The sequence below is a fragment of the Serratia sp. A07 genome, from assembly GCF_058725505.1.
Genome location: NZ_JBZXDO010000035.1, coordinates 13,551 through 36,270, shown reverse-complemented (window position 1 = coordinate 36,270; position 22,720 = coordinate 13,551). Strand labels below are relative to the sequence as shown.

Here is a 22,720-nt window from a genome sequence, read left to right as displayed (position 1 = left end):
GCGGTGGGTTGGGAGTGGTCACCATCGATGAGGAGAGTTTTTTTACCTGCATCGGCAAGGAAGCCGGCAAGGTTGGCACTTTGCGTGGATTTACCTTCTCCGCCTTTGGTTGAAACCATAGGCACGATTTGAGGCTTAGTACTGACAGAAGCAGTAGTGGCTTTTCTAACGATATTGTCCATGTGTACACTCGAATTTAGTTGATTCGAGCATAAACACCATAGAAAACTACAGCTTACCCACTTTTTACATCTTGTTACCTACGACACGGGGATTGAAAATCCCCGTGTCCTTGGTTCGATTCCGAGTCCGGGCACCATATTAAGAAGAACCCGCCTATGGCGGGTTTTTCGCTTTCTGGGGTACGGACTCTCCATCGAACTGCGTTCGATTATTCGCTCTCTCGTTTCCTCGGCGGAACCAGCCCAATCACTGCAAGTACGCAAGATTTAGCGGCCAACACCAGATTTAGATGCCCGGGGAAAGCGACGTTAACAAACCAAAAGACCAAGAAGACCGCCAGAGAAATAGGCCAGGCGAGCACGAAGAGCCGGGTATCGCATAGTCGCTGGGCGCAAAACAACAGCGTCAGCACGATCGCCAACAGCCCGAAAGGAAGATACAGAATCAGCCTCAGGTAAGAGGCGATAACGTCGGCGAACGAGGTGTTATTGATGACGGAAATCGTTAACTTCTGAAAGAACAACGTGTCGTTGTTATAGAGATCCAAAAGATTTAGCCACGCAAAGCTGAGCCCTATCGTTAACGACATCCATACTGCATACTCTTTTCGGGATAGGGGGGTAGTGATCAAACTCAGTCTCGCATTCAAACAGCCGTTCCGAACCCATGATATAGCACAAATACGCTGAACCGGCGGTAAACGCGATTAAATGCGGCTCCCGTCAGCCACGCCTTTGTTGCCAAAGTTTATCGGCGCAGGCGGCGAATTTGCCGGTCTTGCCAGCCGGCGAGCAGCAGCAAACCGCATAGCGCGCCGAGCAGCGCGCAGAACATGTCGGACTGGGTATCCCACGGATCGCCCTGGGTGCCGAGAAACTCGTCGGCACCCTGGCCCAGCGCCAGCGCCGCCCACCACTCGATCAGCTCGTAAACGGCGCTGATGGCCAGCGCGATGCAGCAAACCACAAAGCCCAGCATCTTGCGCCCCTGTACATAGCCGCCGCGCAGCAGGATCTCGCGCGCCACCAGCGCCGGCACCAGCCCCTGGAAGAAATGCCCCAGTTTGTCGTACGGGTTGCGGCCAAGATCCAGCCACTGCTGCACCTCAAACCCCAGCGGCACGCGGGCGTAGCTGTACATGCCGCCGAAAATCAGGATCAGCGCATGGAAGAAAATCAGCGTGTAGAGCAGCGGCGTCAGCGGATAACGGCGATGGGTCAGCCACAGCAGCGGCAAGGCGATCAAAACCGGCGCCACCTCCATCAGCCAGGTGGTGCGATCGTAAGGGCGGATGCCGCTGTGGATCAACACGGCCAGCAGCAGCAGGGTGATAACGAACAACAACAGCGGGGTACGCGAGGCGGGCATAACCAACGTTCCTTCGGGTTAACGGATCAATGCACACTTTATACCGCAGATCCTGGGGCGAAAAAAAACAGGCGGAGCGTCGCCGCTTCGCCTGTTCGGTGTGCGCTTACCCTGAGCGGGATTATTTCAGCGCTACGCGGATCACGTCGTCCGGCGCGGTGGCTTCTTTCTCGCGGCTGGAAGCCTGCTTGACGCTGACGTACAGCGTCTGGCCGTCCGGCGACAGCGCCAGGCTGTTCGGATGGGTCGGCGTCTTGATGGTGTTCAGCACCTTGTAGCTCTTGGCGTCGATTACGCTCACTTCGCCCGCCTGGCGATGGGTGACGTAAACTTCATTGCGCGCCGGGTTGAACAGCACCGCCAGCGACTCCGGCACGTCGATCTTGCTCAGGATGTTGCCGTTGCGGGTATCCACCACCAGCACCTGCGGCTGCTTGGAATCGGTGATGAACGCGCGATGGGTAGCGGTATCCAGGCTGATGTTCAGGAAGAAGTGCTCTTTGGACTCATCCAGCTTCTTGCGCGACAGCACCTTGTTGGATTGGGTGTCGATGGTCACCAGCTCGCCGTCGGCGTTGGTGACGTACAGGCGCTTGGCGGCGGCGTCCAGCGCCAGGCCGGTGCCGTATTTGCCGGTGTCGGTCACGGTGGCGCGCAGGGTCAGATCCTTGCCGTCCACCACCCACACCACGCTGGATTCACCCAGCCCGGTGATGTAAAGGGTATCGCTGTCGGCATCCGCCACCAGTTCGCGCGGCGCCAGCGGCTTGACGGTCTCGGAACGCTTGCGCGCGTCCAGCACCAGGCGGCCTTTCACGTCGCCGGTCTTGGCGTCGATGCCGGTCACCGAGTTATTGACGGTGTTGCCGAAGAACAGCGTGCCGGTCTTGGCGTTGACGGCGGCGCCGAACGGCTTGATGTCGTTATGGATAATTTGGGTCACGTCCAGCGTGGTCGGATCCAGACGGTAAACGATGCCGCCCTTGTCCAACTTGCGGCTCTGCGACGTCGCCAGGTAGAGCGCGTTCTCGCTCGGGCTGTAGGCCATTTCATAGGCGCCCTTGCCAACCGGCTTGCGCAGCACTTCCGGCGCGGTCTGCGCCAGCAACGAGTTGGAGAACAACAGCGTGGACAGCAGCATCAGCGGAAATGCCGCACGTTTTCCCTTGGTTATCAAAGTATTCATCGAAATCTCCTTATAGAGCCAACGGGGCGGCCGCTCGGCCGCCCTCTTTCGTTATTAAAATCAGGCTTTCTCTTCGGAAAGCAGCGCCCACCAGCTATCGATGGTCGGGTTGCGCGCCAGCGCGATAAAGTCGATGTCGCCGCGGATCTTGCGCCAACGGGTCGCCAGCTCCATGATGCGCACCGAATCCAGGCCGTAATCGATCAGGTTCTCATCGTTGCCCATGTCTTCGCTGTCCTCGTCAAGCAGCGGCAGGATCTGCTGACGCAGCGCATCGATGCTGGCGATACCGGCAGCCGGCAACAGAGACGCGGTGGTCACCACCCGGCCGCAGCGGCCGGCGGTGTAACGCAGTGCCATCAGGTGTTCGTCGCGCGAGAAGTCCGCCAGGCCATCGGCCACCATGAACGGCTGGATATTGCGCATGAAGGCGTCGATGGCGGTGGTCAGGCAGCCGATGTGCGCATACACGCCACAGATGATCAGCTGATCGCGGCCGGACTCCTGCAGGATCTCCTGCAGCGGCGAGCGGTGGAAGGCGCTGTAGCGCCATTTCACCAGCACCGTGTCGTCTTCGTCCGGCGCCAGCGCGGCGGTCACCGCCTGCTGCTCAGGGTGTTTGTTCAGGCCCGGCCCCCACATGTCGTTCAACAGCGCGCGATCTTCATCGCTCTGCTGGTTCGGCTGCGCGGTATAGAACACCGGAATGCCCTGCTGTTTGCAGTAGCGGCGCAGGTTGGCGATGTTCTCCACCACCTGTTTAATCAGCGCGCTGTCTTCGCCCCAGAAATTGAGGAAATACTGCTGCATGTCGTGGATCAGCAGCGCGGCGCGCTGCGGTTCTACCTGCCAGGTGACTTTATTTTGCGGCAGTTCGTCCGCCGTCGGCAGCGCGTAATCATTAAGTTTTGGAATGGCCATCGATTAATCTCCCTGAGCCTGAGTCTGTAGTTGCGCGTCGAGCTGCTGGCGCAGCCGTTTTTTGTCCACTTTGCCGACCGGGGTCAGCGGCAGGCTGTCCACCTGAATAAAGCGATCCGGCAGTTTGAAGTCCGCCACGCCCTGCTCGCGCAGGTGGCGACGCAGCACCACCGGCTTCAGCGGCGCGTTGGCGATGATATAGGCGCAGCTCTTCTCCCCCATCAGCGCGTCCGGCATCGACACCAGCGCGGCGTTGATCACGTCCGGATGACGCAGCAGCAGGTTCTCGATCTCCTCGGCGGCGATCTTCTCCCCGCCGCGGTTGATCTGATCTTTCTGCCGCCCCTGCACGGTGATGTAGCCGTCTTCGCTGATGCTGATCAGATCGCCGGAGCAGTAGAAACCGTCGGTGTCGAAGGCGTCGGCGTTGTGCGCCGGGCTCTGGTAGTAACCGCGGAAGGTATAAGGCCCGCGCGTCATCAACCGCCCGACCTCGCCCGCCGGCAACGGATTGCCGTCGTCATCCGCCACCCATACTTCGTCGTCCGGCGACATCGGCCGCCCTTGCGTCGTCAGGATGTGGCGTTCGTCGTCGTCCAGCCGGGTGTAGTTCACCAGCCCTTCCGCCATGCCGAACACCTGCTGCAGTTGGCAGCCGATTTCGTTCTGAATGCGCGCCGCCAGCGTCTCGCCCAGCTTGGCGCCGCCCACCTGCAGCAGTTTCAGGCTGGCGAGCTGGGCATTGCCGCCCCACTCTTCGATCGCCTGCAGCCACAGCGTGACCGCCGGCGGTACCAGCGCCGTCACGTTGATTTGGTGCTGTTCGATCAGGCGGAAGCACTGCCCGGCGTCCGGATCGGCGGCGAACACCACCAGCCCGGCGCCATAAAACACGCCCAGCACGCCCGGCGAACTCATCGGGTAGTTGTGCGCCACCGGCAGCGCGCACAGATAGCGGGTCTGCGCGTCGAAACGGCAGATCTCTACGCTGCGGCGAATGCTGTAGTAGTAGTCGTTGTGGGTGCGCGGGATCAGCTTCGGCGTACCGGTGCTGCCGCCGGAAAGCTGGAAGAACGCCACCTGATCGGCCGCGGAAGGCTGCGCGACGAAACCGTCGCTTGCTTCGTCCAGCCAGGCGGCCAGCGCCAGCTCGCCCTCGGGCTGGCTGCGCAGCGCCACAACCCGCAGCGAAGGATGCGCATCGCGGAAGGCGCTCAGGAATTTATCGTCGGCAAACAGCGCGTGCTGGCGATCGGCGATCAGCAGCGCCGGTTTGATCTGCTCGGCATAGGCGTTCAGCTCGCTGCGCTGATGGCTGAACAGCGCGTTGACCGGCGCCACGCCAATTTTCAGCAGCGCGAAGAACACGATATAAAACTCCGCCACGTTGCCCAACTGGACCAACGCGGTGTCGCCGGATTTTACGCCGCGGCGCAGCAGAGCGTCCGCCAGGCGATCGGAGCGCTGCTGCAGCTCGCGGTAGGTCAGGCTGCCCTGGGCGTCGATAATCGCCGGGGCGTCGTTGTTGGCCTGGCGGTCGAGGATCTCGGTCAGCGGCTTGTCAGTCCAGTAGCCGCGTTCGCGATAGCGGCTGGCGAACTCCGCCGGCCAGGAGGTAAAGGCAATGCTCATCTTGTCGTTATCCTTGATTCATACCAAAGGCACGCAGAATGGTGCTGAGTTTGGTGCCTGTTTCATGCCATTCAGATTCGGGTGAAGAGTCTTCCACGATGCCGGCGCCGGCGAACAGCCGCACCCGGTTGCCGTCAACGGTGCCGCAGCGGATAGTCACTACCCACTCGCCGTTGCCTTCGTCGTCGCACCAGCCGACGATGCCGCCGAACAGGCCGCGATCGAACGGCTCCAGCTTTCCGATCAGGGCGTGCGCCTCGGCCGTCGGCATGCCGCACAGCGCCGGCGTCGGGTGCAGCAGGCAGGCCAGCGACAGGGCATTTTCGTCTGGAGACGCCGCCTCGCCGTCGATCGGCGTGGAGAGATGCCACAGCGTCGTGGTGGTCAACAATTCAGGGGTGTGCGGCACGTTCAGGTAGCGGCAGCGGCCGGCCAGCACGTCACGCATGCTTTCGGTGACGATGCGATGCTCGTGGCGATCCTTCGCCGAGGCCATCAGCCGCTCTCCCACTTCGCGATCGCGCTGCGGGTCGGCCTCGCGCCGGGCGGAACCGGCCAGCGGGTTGGAATAGAAACGGCCGCCGTCCTGGCGTAGCAGCAGCTCCGGGCTGGCGCCCAACAGCGCGCCCTGCTCCAGCGGCACATGGAAATGGAAACCGTGCGGGTTCTGGGCAATCACGCGCGCCATCAGCGCATGGCGATCCACCGGCTGGCGCGTTTCGATCTCCAGCAGGCGCGACAGCACCACTTTATCCAGTTCGCCGGCCTTCATCGCGTCGACGGCGTCGCTGACCATCTTCATAAACGGCTGCTGCGGCGGCAGCTCCGTCACGCCGGCCAGTTCAGGGCCGTTCGCCGCCGGCCGAACGCCGGCCATAAAGGCGGCGCGATCGAACCAGCGGCTCTGCTGCGGAATAAACAGCGCCGAAGGCTGCCGGGTATCGAACGGGATGGCGCCGCACAGCAGCGGCTTTTTGATGCCGGCCTGACGGGCCTCGGCAAACGCCTGCCGCACGCTGCGCTGGAACTCGCCGTTCAGGTCGGCGCCGTCTGCGGCCGGCAGGCGAATGCGGCTGAAACAACCGGTGGTGGTCAAGCTGCGGAATGGAGAGGTAAAGAAGAAGCCCGACGCCGGAGAAAAATCAGCGGCGAACCGGTGTTCTTCGCGCTCCTGCATTTCCTTTCGATTGATGTCGTTCACGGCAGTATCCATCGCTTCGCCCTCAAGGATTTGAAGTGATAACCAATATAATAATGATTATCATTTGAGTTAATTCCGCGCTAAATTACTCGCCGATATTTGCTATGTCAATAAACGTAAGCACTTCTTTCATTTCGAAATCATGACATAAACGCTGTGGGTTTTACGCATGCCGATGATAAGCATTGCTATTTGATCCCACAGCGTTGTCTTAACGCGTTCGACTACTTTTCTGTGGCGGGCTGCGGCTCCGGTTTGTGCAGCGTGACCTGGCGCAAACCGGCCATGGCGAACAGCAACAGGATGCCGAGCACCGCCGCGCCGAAGCCGAAACCGCTGGCGCTCATCGCCGGCAGCATGAAGGCGCCCATCGCCCCCAGCAACAATGCGCCAAGCGCATCGCCCACCACGTTCTGCGCCGTCCACAGGCCGTTGATGCGGCCGAGGAAGTTGTCCGGCGTCAGGCTCTGGATCAGGCCGTATTGCAGCAGCGAGTTCAGCGCGCTCAGGTAGCCGAACGCCACCAGGCACAGCAACGCCAGGCTGTACCACGGCATCAGGCCGAACAGGCCAATGGCGGCGAACGCCGCGATCGCCGTCAGCAGCATCACCCAGCCGGGGCGCGCCACGTGCGCCACGCGCCCGCTGGTGAACGCACCGATGGCCGCGCCGAGCGGCACGGCGGCGTACATATAGCCGAGGTGGGCAGCGTCGATGTGCCAGCTCTCCGCCATCGCCGGGTACAGCACGCGCACCGCGCTGGCCATGGTCAGCAGCGCGCCGATCAGCGCCACCATGCCGATCACCTTGTTCTGGAACAGGAAGGCGAAGCCGCCCGCCAACGCGCGCAGCGGGTGTTCACGCGGCTGCGGCGGCGGCATCAGCTGCGGCAGGCTCAGCAGCGGCAGCAGCGTCAACAGGGTGCCAAACGCCGCCAGGCCGTAGTTCCAGGCAATGCCCATATGGGCAATCACCAGGCCGCCAATCGCCGGGGAAAGAATCGAGCCGAAGCGCACCGTCAGCATGCTGATGGCGCCCGCCTGCACGATGTTTTCGCGGCCCACCAGCGCCGGCGTGGCCGCCAGCAGCGCCGTCACCCCCACCGCGCCGAAGAAGCCGTCCCACACCGCCAGCAGATAAATGGCCGCCAGCGAAGGCGACGGCAATAGGGCGTTGAGGCACAGGCCGACGAAGCCGACGCCGCAGGTGGAACGCGCGAACAGGATCAGCCGGCGCCGCTCATAGCGATCGGCCAATACGCCTCCCATCAGCAGCCCGGCGAACATGCCGCCGCCGGCCAGCGTCACCGCCAGCCCGACCTGCAGGGTGGAACCGGTCAGCGCCTGGATCTGCACCGGGATGGCGATCGCCATCAGCCCCAGCGCCACAATGGAGATAAAGCGCGCGCAGAATACCGCGCGGAAAGCCCGGTTGGTTTTCAGCAGGCTAAAATCAAGCAGGATGGAGGGTTTGCTACTCATCGGTTGTTCACCACATCTTTAAACGGGGATTCTGCAGTTGCGGGGCGCTATGCTAGCACAGATGGCGAAATCAATAATGATAATAAAACTCATTGATATTCAACTGTGAGCAACCGCAAGAAACGCCGCCACACGCGGGGTAATCCCCGTGCCTGGCGGCGAGATGACGGGCGCGATTACAGCGTGCGCAAGATCCGGTTCAGCAGCGGCCCCAGCACTTTGAACGACGCCGGCGAAACGATATCGACATGCGCGCAGTCCAGCTCGTGCGCCTGCAGCGCATCGACGTACTGCGACCAGGTCTGCTGCACGTCCATCCCTTCCTGCAACGTGCGTTTGGCGACGAACAGCGTCGCCTGGCCGCGGAAGCGGGCGGTGCGCGTGTGCGACAGCAACCGCACCGAATCGGCGTAGTTGGCTTCGATATTGTCGAACATCGCGGTGCGCGTCTCGCCCAGCGCCGGATCGAGCGTATCCTGCGACACCGCCAAGAACTGCTCGCGCTCGCGCTGCACTTCCTTCAACACGTTGTCGTCCAGCATCACGTCCCAGTTTTGGGTCTCCGGCGGATAGGTATCCAGCAGGCCGAGGAACGCCACCTGCTCACCGCGCGCCTGCAGCCGGGCGGCGATGCCCTGCGCCAGCGTGCCGCCCAGCGAGTAGCCGATAAAATGGTACGGCCCGTGCGGCTGTACCTGCAACACCGTCTGCAGGTGGGCATCCACCACCTGATCCATATCTTCGCTCAGCGCCAGCGGGCCGTCCGGCCGCGGCGACTGGATACCGACCAGCGACCAGTGCTGATCGAGATAGCGCGGCAATACGCTGAACTGCCACGAGAAACCGGACGCCGGGTGCAGACAGAACAGCGTCGGCCCCTCGGTGACGCGCAGCGGCAATACGCTGTCGAATCCGCTGCGATCGGCCTCTTCCTGCGTGCGATCTTCCGCCAGCAAGGCCGCCAACTGCTCAACGCGCGACGCCACCATCACCTGGCCGACGGACACCGCCTTGCCCAGATCGCGGCGCAGCTCTGCCGCCAGACGCATCGCCAGCAGCGAATGGCCGCCGAGCGCGAAGAAATCGTCGTCGGCGAACACCTGCTCGCGCTGCAGCAAGCGGGCGAACACCGCCGCGATCTCGCTTTCCAGCCCGGCCTGCGGCGGCCGTCCTGCCTTGCGTTCACCGCCCTGCGGTTGCGGCAAGGCCTTGCGATCCAGCTTGCCGTTGGCGCTCAGCGGCAAATCGCTCATTTCCACCAGCGCCACCGGCACCATGTGCGGCGGCAGGCGGTCGGCCAGCGCCGCGCGCAGGGCTTCCGCATCCCAGTTCGCGCCAGGCTGCATCACCAGATAGCCTACCAGCTGGCGCGCATCGCCGCCGGCGTCCACCGGTGTGCCCTGCAGCACCAGCGCGTGCGTCACCGCCTGGCGCACGCCCGGCAGCGACAGCAAGGCGTGGTCGATTTCGCTCAGCTCGATACGCTGCCCGCGGATCTTCAGCTGATCGTCGCTGCGGCCCAAATATTCCACCGCGCCGTCCGGCAGCCAGCGCGCCACGTCGCCGGTGCGGTACATGCGCCCGCCCTCGCCGAACGGATCGGCGACAAAGCGGCTGGCGGTCAGATCCGGCCGGCCAAGGTAGCCGTGCGCCAGCTGCACGCCGGTCAGATACAGATCGCCCGCCACGCCCGGCGGCACCGGCCGCAGGCGCGCGTCAAGAATGCGCAGCCCGGTATTCCACACCGGCAGCCCGATCGGCACGTTGGCGCCGGTCACCTTCGCCAGCGCCTCGCCGTAGGCCGGATGCCAGGTCACGTCCACCGCCGCTTCGGTCGGGCCGTAGAGGTTGTGCAACGGCACCGCCGTGCGGCTTTGCCACAGGCGGCACAGCTCCGCCGGCAGCGCTTCGCCGCTGCAGAACACCTGGCGCAGCGCGGCGCAGCTCGCCACCGCCGCGTCGTCGTCCAGGGCGGCCACGAAAGCCGCCAGCATCGACGGCACGAAGTGCAGCGTGGTAATGCGATGTTGTGCGATCAGCTGTTGCAGCTGCTGCGGATCGCGATGCGCCTCCGGCGGCGCCATCACCAGCCGGGCGCCGACCATCAGCGGCCAGAAGAATTCCCACACCGAGACGTCGAAACTGCACGGCGTTTTCTGCAGCACCGCGTCGTCCGCCCCCAGCGGGTACTGGTGTTGCATCCACAGCAAGCGGTTGACGATCGCCTGATGGCCGACCAGCACGCCTTTCGGACGCCCGGTGGAGCCGGAGGTAAAGATGATATAGGCCGCATGGTCCGGCGTCGGGCCCGCGATCGCCACCCCGGCGGCGTGATCGGCCGCCAGCGGCGCGTCATACAGCAAGATTTCGCCCTTGTCGGCGAAACGCGCCTGCTGCGCCGGGTTGGTGATGACCAGCCGCGGCGCGGCGTCTTCCAGCATCATCGCCAGCCGTTCGTCCGGATAACCGGTGTCCAGCGGCAGATAGGCGGCGCCCGCTTCCACGATCGCCATCAACGCCAGCGACAGGAACACCGAACGCGGCAACGCCACTGCTACGATGTCGCCCGGCCGCACGCCCTGCGCCACCAGCTCGCGCGCCAGCGCCGTGACCTGCTCGCGCGTTTCGCGGTAGGTAAAGCTGAAATGCGCATCCGCCAGCGCCGGAGCCTCCGGCGTGGTTTGCGCCTGCTGCGCCAGCAGCTGGCTCAGCGTGGTCGCCGGCACCGGGTGCACCGTGTCGTTGGCCCGCGCCAGCAGCGCGTGATCGTCGGCGGTCAGCATATCGGCCTCGCCGATCGGCAACGTTGCCTGCGCGGCGAACTGCGCCAGCAGCAGCGGCAGCCGCTGCAGGTGCGCCTGCAGTTCCTGGCGGCTGTATCGCTCGGCGTTGGCCAGCAGTTCAACCTTCAGCTGATGGTGCTCGTCGATAAACAGCGCAATCTCCAGATCGCGCACCGGCCCGGAGGCCAGATCGTGGGTGATGCCTTCGATACCGGCGAAGTCCAGCTGGTAATCGAACATTTTGAAGTTGAAGACCGTGCCGTACAGCGGTTCGCCGTCGCCGATGCGCCCCAGATCGCGCTGCACCTGTTCGGCGTCGTAGCGCTGATGGCGGCGCACCGTTTTCAGCTCGCGGCTGATGCGGGCGGCGGCCTCATACAGCGTGGCCTGCGGCTCGAGGTGCATCTCCATCGGCAGCACGTTGATCACCGGGCCGGCGGCGCACAGGGCGGCCGATCCGGTACGGCGCATGAAGATAAAACCGGCGCTGAAGTTCGGTTGGCCACTCAGGCGCGACACCCACAGCGCCACCAGCGCCACCGCCATATCGGCGGCGTTCAGCTTCTGCTGCGCACCGCACTGCACCAGTTCGGCGAAGGCCTGCGGATCGCAGCGCTGTTCCAGCCGGTGGATGCGCGGCGTGGGGGTTTGCCCAGCCAGCGGCTGCGGGCAGAGCGTGGCCGGCGGCGGCAGCTGCCGCGCTTTTTCGAGCCAGAAATCGGCGTCGCGTTGCCAGGCCGGCGCCTCCCGGTAAGCCTGGTATTCCGCCACCACGTCGCTGAACGCCGTGAAAGGCGTCGGTTCCAGCGCGTCGCCGCGGCAAAGATGGGTGTAAATCGCCGCCACGCGGCGAGCGATGGCGGTGAAGCTGAAACCGTCCACCAGCAGATGGTGATAGCGCTGATACCAGAACCAGCGGTCATCCGCGAGGCGCATCACCACATGGCGATACAGCGGCGCGCCGCTGCCGGCGCGCAGATCGCTCGCCAGATCGATATCCATCAGCGCGCGCGCGGCGGCTTCGGGGTCCGGCGACGTCGTCAGATCGACGAGTTCCGGCTCGCGCACCGCCAGCGTGTTATCCCACCATTGCACCGGCACGCCGTCGCGTTCCGCAAAACGCAGGCGCAGCATATCCACCTCGCCCAGGCCCTGGGTAATGGCCTGCAGCAGAGGCTCTACGGCAATGGGGCCGTTGAGTTCGATGGCGTGGGCCACCGCGTAGGCATTGCGATGCGGGGAAATTTGATCGGCGACCCAGATGCCGGGTTGCGCCGCGACCAGCGGCCATTCGCCCGCAAGCGCCGGGCCGCTGAGAGAGTTAGGGGTGTGTGACACTGCTTATTGCTCCCGTGATTACCTGGCGCCGGTCACGCCTCGCGTGCTGCGACCGGCAGAATGTCTTGCCAATGCTGTTCCAGCCATTCGGCGCACGCAGTGCGCGCCGCCGGGCCGAAGACGATCGTCCACTCGGACGGAATGGCGCGGAAATCCGGCCACAAACTGTATTGTTGTTGTACGTTGCGCAGCACCAGGCTGCGCTGCTGTTGATCATCGAACGGATTCAGGCTTTCCATCATGTGTTCCTCGTGCCGTCGCCGTCGCCGATGCCGGATAAGCGGTGGCGAAAGCGGAAGCCCAGACCGCCTGCAGCCCGTCGGTCAGGCCGCTGCGCCAGCACAGCGCGTCGTGCCCGCCTTCCACCACCCGGTAGTGCACCCGATGGCCGGCGTCGCTCAGGCGCGCCGCCATTTCGCCGCTGACCCGGTGCACCAGCTTTTCCTGCGAACCGGCTTCCATAAATACCTTCAGCGCGCCGTGGTTGCCCAGGCCGTGTCGTTCCACCTGCTGCATCAGCCAGCAGGCATCGTCGGGAATGCTCGGCAACTGCAGCATGTCGCGCCGCGGCCACCAGTAGGAACCGGACTGGGTGATCACCGCGCCGAAGCGCTGCGGCCAGCGCAGCCCGGCATACAGGGAAGCCAGGCCGCCAAAGCTTTGCCCCGCCACCACCGTATCGGCCGGTTTGTCGCTGTGCGGCGCCCAGTCGGCCAGCTGCGGCATCAGTTCTTCCTGCACCGCCAGCCAGAAGTCGTCCTTGCAGGTCAGTTCGCGCGACCGGTGCGGCAGATCGATAATGTCGATCAGCACATACACCGCTTCCGGCAATGCCCCTTCACGGGTCAGCTGCATCAGCGGCTCCCAAACCGGCATCTGCTTCGCCCAGAACTGGCCGTCGAGCAGAATAGCCAACGGACGCTCGGCCGGCTTGCTGTCACCGGTGGTGTAGATCCAGACATCGCGGCTGTTGCCCAGGCGCTCGCTTTGCCAGGTATGGCGCTGCAAACGCGCCGGCAGCGGTGGCGTACAGCGCCCGCTGGCGATCTCGTACTCGTCGAACGAGCGCCATACCGGCTGCGGCGGCGCATCCGGCATGTGCAGGCCGGAGACGCTGTGGCCGCTGGCGCTTTGCCAGGAGCGATACGGGTTGAGCAGATCGGGGGTGGCGCTGGCGAACACCTGGTGCCACCAGTGGCGCAGGTTGTGCATGTTGGCGTGCGCATCGTCGCCGCTGAACGCCGGCGGCCGCTCGTCAAAGCAGGGGATAAAGCAGTAGCTGCCGCGCCAGGCGCCGCTCAGCTCGGTCTGCCAGTACCACACGTCGGTGCCGGCCAAACGCTGCAGGCTTTGCGGCGGATTCGGCTGATGATGGTCGGTCAGGCAGTTGATGTTGATCCACACGCGACGGTAGGCGGAGGTCAATTCGCATCCCTGAGGATCGCGCCAGAAAAAGGTGGTTCGCCAACGGCCGTTACCCGCCGGTTCTACCCATGGCGTACCGCGTCGTGCCACCGTCAACCACCACCCTGGACTGCCCGCATTGCTGCTGGCCAATAATCTGCTGCTTTCTGACTGTAGTTCTGTATTCACAACGCCTACCCATTTTGTAGTTGGCGGCACCGGGAACGTCGACTTTTCCCTATCGCCGGCCACCGCCCGAACGCACTGTACGCCAAATACTATTGATAATAATTTGCATTTGCAATAGTGTGTAAGGCTTGGAGATCGTGCTGGTATTGCGCGCAACGGACAGGGATCGGGGATACATCAATGGCATCCCTTGCCGCAGCCGATTTTCTATTTCCGACTACACAAAAACTACAACCGCCCTTCCCCCCGTTCGGCGAGGGATGGCAGCAAGGTAGGACACTCAGATGAAAAGCAAGCTATCACGTTATTCTTTAGCCACTCTTATCGGCTTGGGATTGGGCGCGTCCGCGTTCGCCAACGCCGCGCAGCAGACCGACACCACCACCACGGAAGAAAACAGCGGCACCACGGATAAAAAACCGCGCGGCGAAGACACCATCGTCGTGACCGCCGCCCGGCAGAACCTGCAGGCGCCGGGGGTGTCCACCATCACCGCCGACGAGATCAAAAAACGCCCGCCGGCGCGCGACATCAGCGAACTGATCCGCACCATGCCCGGGGTTAACCTGACCGGCAACTCCACCAGCGGCCAGCGCGGCAACAATCGCCAGATCGATATCCGCGGCATGGGCCCGGAAAACACCCTGATTCTGATCGACGGCAAACCGGCCTCCAGCCGCAACTCGGTGCGTCAGGGCTGGCGCGGCGAGCGCGACTCGCGCGGTGATACCGCCTGGGTGCCGCCGGAAATGATCGAACGCATCGAAGTGCTGCGCGGCCCGGCCGCCGCGCGCTACGGCAACGGCGCCGCGGGCGGCGTGGTCAACATCATCACCAAGAAGGCCGGCGATGCGCTGCACGGCTCGCTGAACGGCTACTTCAACGTGCCGCAGCACAAGCAGGAGGGCGCCACCAAGCGCACCGACTTCAGCCTGTCCGGCCCGCTGAGCGATTCCCTGAGCTTCCGCCTGTTCGGCGGCTACAGCAAAACGCAGGCCGACGCCTGGGACATTAACGAATCGCATAAATCCGAACGCGTAGGCGCCTACGCCAACAGCCTGCCCGCCGGGCGCGAAGGGGTGGTCGATAAAAACATCGACGCCTTGCTGCATTGGGACTTCGCCCATCTGCAGTCATTGGAGTTCGAGTATGCCTACGGCCGTCAGGGCAACCTGTATTCCGGCGATACCCAGAACACCAATACCAATGCCCTGGTGCAGAGCAACTACGGCAAAGAGACTAACCGCATCTACCGTGAAACCTTCGGCCTGACCCACCGCGGCGCCTGGGACAACGGCGTGAGCACCAACAACTACGTGCAGTTCGAGCGTACCCGCAATACCCGCCTGAACGAAGGCCTGGCCGGCGGCACCGAAGGCATCTTCGACACCAAAAATACCGGTTTCGGCACCACCAAGCTGGACGACTTCCTGGCGCACAGCGAAGTCAGCGTGCCGTTTGAGCTGGGCGTTTCACAGACCGCCACCCTGGGTACCGAGTGGACCCAACAGCGGATGAAAGACGGCACCTCCACCAGCCAAACGCTGATGGGCGGCACTATTCCCGGCATGGGCAACGGCACGCGCAGCCCTTACGCTTCCGCGCATATCTTCTCGCTGTTCGCCGAAGACAACATTGAGCTGACCGACACCACCATGCTGACGCCGGGTCTGCGTTACGATCTGCATTCAGAATCCGGCAACAACTGGAGCCCGGCGCTGAACCTGTCGCAGGAACTGGGCGACTACTTCACGCTGAAAATGGGTATCGCGCGTTCTTACAAGGCACCGACCCTGTACCAGACCAACGGCAACTACCTGCTGTACAGCAAAGGCCAAGGGTGTGCGGGCAGCGATGTCAGAAACGGCTGCTACCTGCTCGGTAACGACGATCTGAAGGCGGAAACCAGCGTCAACAAAGAGATCGGGCTGGAGTTCCATAACGAAGGCTGGCTGGCCGGCGTGACTTACTTCCGCAACGATTACCACAACAAGATTGAAGCGGGTAACTCGCGCATCGCCACCAGCAGCACCGGCACGGCGGTCTACCAGTGGGAGAACGTACCGAAAGCGGTCGTACAAGGGCTGGAAGGCTCGCTGAACGTGCCGGTCAGCGAGACCGTCACCTGGAGCAACAACGCCACCTACATGATCGAGAACAAGAACAAGACCACCGGCGATTACCTGTCGGTGATCCCGAAGTTCACCGTCAACTCGACCCTCAGCTGGCAGGCTACGCAGGATCTGTCGATGCAGTCCACCCTGACCTGGTACGGCCGTCAGAAGCCGAAGAAGTACAACTACCAGGGTAAACCGGCCACCGGCGGCGAAACCCGCGAGGTCAGCCCTTATGCCGTCGTCGGCGCCAGCGCGACCTATGACCTGACCAAAAACGTCAGCGTCACCGCCGGCATCGACAACCTGTTCGACAAACGCCAGTTCCGCGCCGGTAACGCGCAGAACGTGGGCGACCCGATTACCGGCGCGATCAACATCGCCGGCGCGGGCGCGGCCACCTACAACGAACCGGGCCGTACCTACTACATGAGCATCAACACCCACTTCTGATGACATGACCCAACGACAAAGGGCGCCGCGGCGCCCTTTTTTTATATTTATATTCAGTTAGTTGGTGTGAAGTTGAATACGCACCACGCTTTCCGGCTTGCCGGCCTTGGTGGAAGCGCCGTCGTTTTTCACCGTCACGAACAGCGCGTCGCCTTTCGGATCCAACGCCAGGCTGTTAGGGTGCGGCGGCAGGTCTACGGTTTGCAGGCGCTTGAGCGTCTTGGCGTCGAACACCGTCAGCGTCCCGGCGCCATGATCCACGCGCACGCCTTTGCGGTTGGCGACATACAGCCGCTGACTGCGCTCGTCGAGCAGCAGGCCGATCGGCACCTCATCCGTCAGCTCGCTGGCCAGCACCTTGCCGCTGTCCGCATCCAGCGCAAACACCCGGTGGCCGCTGCTGCGCTTCACGTAGTCGTGCCCCAGATGATGGTTGCGGTAGTCGTCGCGATCGATGCCCTGATCGACGCCCAACAGGCGATTGCTTGCCGGGTCATACACCAGGTTCAGCAGCTGATCGGCCTGCACTTCATGCGTGGCGGTGATCGCCAGCGTGTCGGCGTTCAAGGTGATCACCTGCCCCTGCATGTTGGAGACGAACACCCGGCGGCCCTTCTCATCCAGCGTGATACCCACCGCGTTGTAGCCGAAGCCCGGGATCACTTTCTCCAGCTTGCCGGCTTTGGTATCGACCACGTACAGCACGCTGTCGACGCCGAAGCCCAGGCCCGGCAGGAACAGGCGGCCGCTTTGCGCGTCATATTTGATCTCGCGGAGGCGGTACAGATAGTCCTCGGTGATTTTAAACTTCTTCAGCTCCGCCAACAGGAAATCCAGACGCTTGCCGCTGATGCCCGCCTGCTTGTAAGCCTGCTCCAGCACCGCTTTGTCCAGCAACTTGATGCTGCCCAGCGCGTGGTTGGTGGTGGTGTCCACCACCCCGACTTCGCCGTTGAAAGCCTGCGTCAGGTACAGGCGATTGCCCGCATCGTTCAGCGCCACGCCGAAGCCTTTCACCTGCAGCGGGATCTCCGCCTTGATCGCCAGGGTGTTGGGATCCAGCCGCAGCACGCGGGAGCGCGCCTCTTCCTTCCAGTCCGGCGCGCTGACGAACAGCGCCTGTTGCGAGGTGCTGTAGGCCATCTCCACCACCGTCGATGACAGCGCCTCGCGCTTGATGTCCTGCGGTTTGATGCCGACATCGTCCGCCTGCGCGGCGCCGGCGACCACCAGAGAGGCCGCCACCAGCAGCGACAGTAACGCGCGCGGGGTTGCTAGGGTTCCAGACATCCTTTTATCTCCTTGAAAATCATGCTTTCGGTTAGAGTGAAACAACGTCATGCCTGCGGCCCGGGCGGCAGCGCCGCCAGAGCGATATCGCCAGCGATGTGCTGCGCAAACTGGGTAAAGACGTGCTGAACGCCGTCGGCGATCAGATTGGCCTGCTCCCGGCTGTAGTGGTCCTGGCGGTAGGTCATCATCACCCGCAGGGATTTCTTCCCGGCCAAATCGTCTTCCATCACCTCAAACTGCAGGCCGAGCAGCGATTCGGCTTTCTCCGGCTCCACCTGACGGTAGGCGATCGCGCTGCCGTCCTGCAGCCGGAACTCGCCGTTCAGCTTGATGCGGCTGTGGATCTGGATAAACACTTCAAACATGTGGTTCTTGCGGTCGGCGTCCACGCCGAACAGCCCTTCCTCCACCAGATCGATCGGAATATCGGTGTACGGCAGCGAGCCGTTGATGGTGTTTTTCACCTGGCTGACCAACCCGGCCACCGTCAGCCCCTCGTCGAAGCGCACGCGGTGCACCACTACGGTGGTGAAGTAACCGACGGTATCGAAGAACTCGGCGTCGTTACGGCCGGAGGTCGAGGTGCCCACCAGCAGATCCGCCGGGCCGCCGAGCAGGCGCAGCGCCGAGGTAATCCCGGCATACACCACGTTGAACAGCGAAGCGTTGTTGCGGCGGGCGAGCTGATACAGGCCTTCCGCCACGGCAGGGTCGACCTCGAACTCCAGCCAGCCGCCGTTGACGTCCGCCGGTGCCGGCACCGCCGGATGGGTGGACGGCTCTTGCCGGAAGATCGGCTGGCCGACCGGCGCGCCGCGCAGCGCGTCGAGCCAGTAGTCCAGATGTTGCTGCTGCACCCCGGAGGCCCGCTGCTGCCGGGCGAAAGTGTGGAACTGCGGCGGTTGCCCGCTCCACTGCGGCGCCTGGCCGACGACGCGATGGCGATAGGCGACGCCCAGCTCATCCATCATCAGGTTGAGCGACCATTCATCCAGCACCACATGGTGGAACAACAGCGACAGCAGCTGTTGGCCGTTGTCCGCATCGCGCAGCAGCGTGACGCGCAGCGGCAGCTCGGCGGCCAGATCGAACCGGTGCTGGCCGGCATCGGCCAACAGGGCGGCGGCGTTGCCCGCCGGCGTCTCGTGGGAGAAGCGGAACCACGAGTAGTCCGCGAGTTCGGCAGCCGGCACCACCACCTGCACCACTTCGCCCTGCTGCTCGACGAAGCGTGAACGCAGCACGGTATGGCGAGTCATGACGTCGATAAACGCCTGACGCAGCGCCGTTTCATCCACCGCATCGAAGAAGCGCAGAGAGAACGGCAGGTTGAAAATCTCGTCATGGCCGAAGGCTTCATACACCTTCCACAGCGACTCCTGCGCCAGCGACAGCGGCGCCTGCGCGCGATCATGGTCGTCGGCGGTGGCCACCGCGGCATTCGGCTGCGCGACGTTCAGGCGTTTGGCGTAGCCCGCCAACCCGCGCGCCGTCGGATGGCTGAACAGATCGTTAATGTTGATTTCGATCTGATGCAGGCTCAGCAAGCGGCCGATCACCCGGGTAGCGACCAGCGAATGGCCGCCGCGATCGAAGAAGTCTTCATCCAGGGTCATTTCCGGCGCCACCAGCGCCTCACGGAACTCCTGCAAAATCAGCGGTGCAACGCTTTCGTCTACGTCGCCGTTCGCCGCCGGCGCGGCCATCGCCGGGAAAGCGGCCTCAGCCACCGGCAAGGCGACGGCAATCCGCTGCCCGGCCAGGAACGCGCTGAACTGCTCCAGCAGGAAAGGCGCCGCGTGCGGAGACAGGCGCGGGTCGGTGACCAGCTCCAGCGTCAGCGTTTCTGCCTCCGGCAAGCCCAGCAGCAGCGCCAGTTCAAACGGCGTATGCAGCGGCGGCAGCAACAGGCGTTCGGCGTGAACGCCTTCCAGCCGCCACTCTGCGGCCAGATCGTCGCGCCAGGCCACCAGCAGCTGCGCCCGTTGCGAGTCCGGCTGTTCAGCCACGGCCTGCGCCAGCAGCCGCTGCCCGACGTCGCTCTCGCCATGCTGCACGGTCAGGCGCATCAGCGGCGCCGCCGTCAGGCCCAGCTCCAGGCCGACGAACTCCGCCGTTTCTGCGGCCGGCACGCACAGCTGCACCGCTTGGCCGCCGGCCTGCGCGGCGACGAACTCGGCAAACCGTGCCGCCACCGCCGCCAGCAAGGCCCGCGGCGTGTCGTTGGCGGGCAACAGCGAGCGATCAATGCGCGTGACCACGCGCGAGCCCACCGGCGGCAACGCTTCAGCGCGCTGCGCCGGGCTGCGATAATCCTGCAGCGAGACCGCCTGGCGCACCCACGGCAGCTGCGGCTCCGGGTTTTCCGCCAGCTCGACCGGCGCCACCGCGAAAGGCAGAGGCATCACATCCCCGTTATAACGGGCGGACAGCATCGCCGGCAGGTGGCGCCACGGCAGCGTTTCCGCCAGGATGTCATGCAAGACCACGCCCAAAATCACGTCATCGCCCGGCATGAGCAACAGCAGGCAGCGCAGCGGCGCTTCGTTTTCCAGTTCAAACGGCACCGCCTGCGCCTGCAGCAGGCAACCCATGGCGTGTTGTTCGTCCGCCACCTGACGAAGGCTCACCGGCAACGGCGCCGAGCCGGCGGGGCGTTTCACCAGACCGTTTTCGTCATCAAAAACGTAGCGCACGTCCACGCCAGGCGTTTCCCGCACCAGCGCCTGCAGCGCCGCCGTCAGTTGAGCAACATCCACCTTTCCCGTCAGGCGCCAGGCCAGCGCCCGCTGCCCGCGTGCGTCACCCTGCTGCAGATGGGCAAACCATGCCCGCTCTTCGGCTTCGCTCACCGGCCGTTCGCCGTCCGCCGACGCCGCGCCCAGCGCCTGAAACGCGCTCTCCAGCCGCTGGGCCTCTTCATCGCTCAGAATGCTGTCAAAATCACCGATCACTGCGTTATCTCCTTTGCCCGGCCGTGCCGGGATAGCGCATAAAAAAGGGGACATTCGTCCCCCGTCATCGCGATAGCGTTAGAAATTCAGCTCAACTGCTGCGCCGACCAGACGGCCTCGCTGAAGAGTCGCCGTGTAGATGTCGTTGCTTCTGACCATCTCGCGGCGGTCTGAATCAAACAGGTTTTTCGCATACAGCGTGGCGCGACCGTAGTCGAAGGTGTAAGCCAGCTGGGCGTTGGCCGTCCAATAGGAGCCGATGCGCCCGCGCGAGTCGTTGTCGTATTGCGAATAGTAGGAGTCGGTAAACGCCACGTTGCTGCTCAGCTCCCACCCTTTCAGGAACTGATATTTAGCACCCATGTTGGCGGTGTAAGCCGGTGCGCGCGCCAGCTCATGCCCTTCCACGCCGCTGCCCGAGAACTTCTTGATGTCGGTTTTCAGCAGGCCGAGGTTGCCGAACAGCTCGAAGTCCCAGCGCGGCTGCCAGGTGGCGCCGATTTCCGCGCCGTAGGTTTCCACCTTGTCGGCGTTGCGGATCACGCTGGAGTTCTCACCCAACGAATAAGGCAGCTGCATATCCTTGTAATCGTTGTAGAAGATGTTACCCGTCAGCACCACGTTGGCGTCTTTCAGGTGATGGCGGGTATACAGCTCGTAGTTCCACACATACTCGGAACCGTAGGTATAGCTGACCACCGGCGTACCGATCGTGATGCCACCACCGCCGGCGTTATAGCCGCGGGCGATCTTGGCACCGTAGGTTTGGGTATCCGTCGGTTTCCAGGCCACGTCCAGCTTCGGCAGGAACACGGTGTAGGTTTCGTCGAAGTCGATGCGCACCGCCTGGCTGCCGCCGTCGCGGCGACGGTGTTCGCGTTCCAGACGGCTGGCGGCGGTCACGTCCACCTGCGGCGTCAGCGCATAGGTCAGCTCGGCGAACGCCGAATGGGTATCGGTTTTATCTTTGAAGGTCGATCCGCCGAAGATGTTGACGAACTCATCCTGCGTGCCGTGGAAATAACGCAGCCCTGCCAGCCCGTGCAGGCGGCTGTCCGCGCCGCCGAAGCGCACCACCGGTTCTACGTGAACTTCCTGGCCGTCGATCTCGGCGTATTGGATGTTGTAAGCGGTCGGCCGATTGATATTGAAATCGGTATAGATAACGCGGTTTTCAAACGTCAGCGCATCGGAGGCCTCCCAGGCCAGATCCCAGATGGTGCTGTTCATGTTGCTTTTGAACACGGCGCGGCGCGGATCGTGACGCGGATTGGTCGGGTGCGGCTGCGGGTTGAGGCTTTCGTTCTGTGGCGCGGTGCTGCCGAAGTGGTTAAAGGTCAGCTTGGTGGTCAGATCGCGCAGGCCGGCCGGGTTGAACAACAGCTTGGCGCGGGCAGTGGTGGCTTCCACTTCGCGCGGGTCGCCCACTGGCGCATAGGCCGGCAGATCGGCTTCGCTGCGGCGGCGCTGGCGATCGACGCTGACGCGGAACGCCAGCTGATCTTCCACCAGCGGGCCAGATGCCATGGCGGCCAGCTGTGAAGAGTGCTGGTTGCCGGCCCCGCCCTTGAAGGCGCTTTCCCATTCGAAGGTCGGATCTTTACTGGCCATAACGATGGCGCCGGCGATGGCGTTACGCCCCTGAATGTAGCTTTGCGGGCCGAGGAACACTTCGACGCGATCCAGATCCCACAGCGACTGCGGGCCGAACGCCTGTTCGTTATAGGTCAGCGAACGGCCGTCCAACGACAGATTGAGGCGCGGGCGGGTGCCGCTGAGGAAGGCGTTGGCGCCGACGTTCGGGCCGGAGCCGTCGATGCCGCGCACGGTCGGCAGTTCGTTGCCGATGCCCAGATCCACCACGTTGGGGGTCATGCGCAGCAGATCGGGGATCTGCACTGCGTCGGGCATCGAGGCGATGCGGTTGCTGTCGAACACCTGCACGCTGGAACCGGTGTCGAAAATGGAACGTTTGATCTTCTCACCGGTGACCAGCAGCGTTTCCGCGTCCTGGTAGGTTTCGTTGCTCTTGGTTTCCGCCGCGTTGACGTTACCGATCGCCAGTGAACATACCCCTAAAAATACGGAGGAAAACGCCCCAATGGCTTTCAACCCCGCTTTTTCCCCGTTTCCTACGCTTTCATGCCGTTGAGCCGCAAAATGCTTGCCCATAGATGTCTTCTCCTTTCATCCCAGAGGTGCACAAAATTTGATTTTTTT

At 63.4% G+C, this 22,720-nt stretch carries 15 protein-coding genes; 1 reads left to right on the top strand and 14 read right to left on the bottom strand.

The features are described 5' to 3' along the window. From AC4PR2_RS23395 to fes, 11 genes are all read right to left on the bottom strand, one after another. A partial coding sequence (locus AC4PR2_RS23395; RefSeq protein WP_490845211.1) for a nucleotide-binding protein occupies nucleotides 1-182 on the bottom strand: 182 nt, incomplete at its 3' end. A gap of 209 nt (nucleotides 183-391) precedes the next feature. Next, nucleotides 392-772 (bottom strand): hypothetical protein, encoded by a 381-nt coding sequence (locus AC4PR2_RS23390; RefSeq protein WP_180548032.1) that lies wholly within the window; start codon nucleotides 770-772, stop codon nucleotides 392-394. A 158-nt stretch (nucleotides 773-930) separates the two neighbouring features. Further along, nucleotides 931-1,551 carry a DUF2238 domain-containing protein gene (locus tag AC4PR2_RS23385; RefSeq protein WP_180548031.1) on the bottom strand — a complete coding sequence of 207 codons (621 nt, stop codon included), beginning with the start codon at nucleotides 1,549-1,551 and terminating at the stop codon, nucleotides 931-933. 121 nt (nucleotides 1,552-1,672) lie between these two features. Next, nucleotides 1,673-2,737, bottom strand: a complete 1,065-nt coding sequence (yncE, locus tag AC4PR2_RS23380) for a 7-bladed beta-propeller protein YncE (protein WP_492175542.1) — start codon at nucleotides 2,735-2,737, stop codon at nucleotides 1,673-1,675. A gap of 60 nt (nucleotides 2,738-2,797) precedes the next feature. Next, nucleotides 2,798-3,658: an isochorismatase gene (locus tag AC4PR2_RS23375; RefSeq protein ID WP_004930014.1), complete on the bottom strand. Its 861-nt coding sequence runs from the start codon at nucleotides 3,656-3,658 to the stop codon at nucleotides 2,798-2,800. A 3-nt stretch (nucleotides 3,659-3,661) separates the two neighbouring features. Continuing rightward, a complete protein-coding gene (locus AC4PR2_RS23370; RefSeq protein ID WP_180548030.1) occupies nucleotides 3,662-5,290 on the bottom strand; it encodes a (2,3-dihydroxybenzoyl)adenylate synthase in 1,629 nt (542 codons plus the stop codon). Between the two features lie 7 nt (nucleotides 5,291-5,297). After that, nucleotides 5,298-6,503 carry an isochorismate synthase gene (locus AC4PR2_RS23365; protein ID WP_060425204.1) on the bottom strand — a complete coding sequence of 402 codons (1,206 nt, stop codon included), beginning with the start codon at nucleotides 6,501-6,503 and terminating at the stop codon, nucleotides 5,298-5,300. A 212-nt stretch (nucleotides 6,504-6,715) separates the two neighbouring features. Beyond that, nucleotides 6,716-7,972, bottom strand: a complete 1,257-nt coding sequence (entS, locus tag AC4PR2_RS23360) for an enterobactin transporter EntS (protein ID WP_197804282.1) — start codon at nucleotides 7,970-7,972, stop codon at nucleotides 6,716-6,718. 176 nt (nucleotides 7,973-8,148) lie between these two features. Continuing rightward, the gene (locus AC4PR2_RS23355) at nucleotides 8,149-12,093 is read right to left on the bottom strand and encodes an enterobactin synthase subunit F (protein ID WP_337046826.1); all 3,945 of its coding nucleotides are present in this window, start codon (nucleotides 12,091-12,093) and stop codon (nucleotides 8,149-8,151) included. 32 nt (nucleotides 12,094-12,125) lie between these two features. Beyond that, nucleotides 12,126-12,332: an MbtH family protein gene (locus tag AC4PR2_RS23350; protein ID WP_048325765.1), complete on the bottom strand. Its 207-nt coding sequence runs from the start codon at nucleotides 12,330-12,332 to the stop codon at nucleotides 12,126-12,128. Further along, nucleotides 12,307-13,686, bottom strand: a complete 1,380-nt coding sequence (gene fes, locus AC4PR2_RS23345) for an enterochelin esterase (protein WP_072271055.1) — start codon at nucleotides 13,684-13,686, stop codon at nucleotides 12,307-12,309. Before fes ends, AC4PR2_RS23350 begins: the two co-directional genes overlap by 26 nt. Before the next feature lie 284 nt (nucleotides 13,687-13,970). Here fes and AC4PR2_RS23340 point away from each other — a divergent pair, with 284 nt between their 5' ends. After that, nucleotides 13,971-16,253, top strand: coding sequence for a TonB-dependent siderophore receptor (locus AC4PR2_RS23340; RefSeq protein WP_141957735.1), 2,283 nt, complete (start codon nucleotides 13,971-13,973; stop codon nucleotides 16,251-16,253). 57 nt (nucleotides 16,254-16,310) lie between these two features. Here the strand turns inward: AC4PR2_RS23340 and AC4PR2_RS23335 are convergent, their stop codons facing one another. The 3 genes from AC4PR2_RS23335 to AC4PR2_RS23325 form a co-directional block, all read right to left on the bottom strand. Next, nucleotides 16,311-17,543, bottom strand: coding sequence for a YncE family protein (locus tag AC4PR2_RS23335; RefSeq protein ID WP_038879328.1), 1,233 nt, complete (start codon nucleotides 17,541-17,543; stop codon nucleotides 16,311-16,313). 47 nt (nucleotides 17,544-17,590) lie between these two features. Further along, nucleotides 17,591-20,500, bottom strand: a complete 2,910-nt coding sequence (locus AC4PR2_RS23330; protein WP_197786211.1) for a condensation domain-containing protein — start codon at nucleotides 20,498-20,500, stop codon at nucleotides 17,591-17,593. Nucleotides 20,501-20,578: 78 nt separating this feature from the next. Then, on the bottom strand, nucleotides 20,579-22,672 hold the full coding sequence (locus AC4PR2_RS23325) for a TonB-dependent receptor (RefSeq protein WP_025304960.1): 2,094 nt from the start codon (nucleotides 22,670-22,672) through the stop codon (nucleotides 20,579-20,581). Between the last annotated feature and the right edge of the window lie 48 nt (nucleotides 22,673-22,720).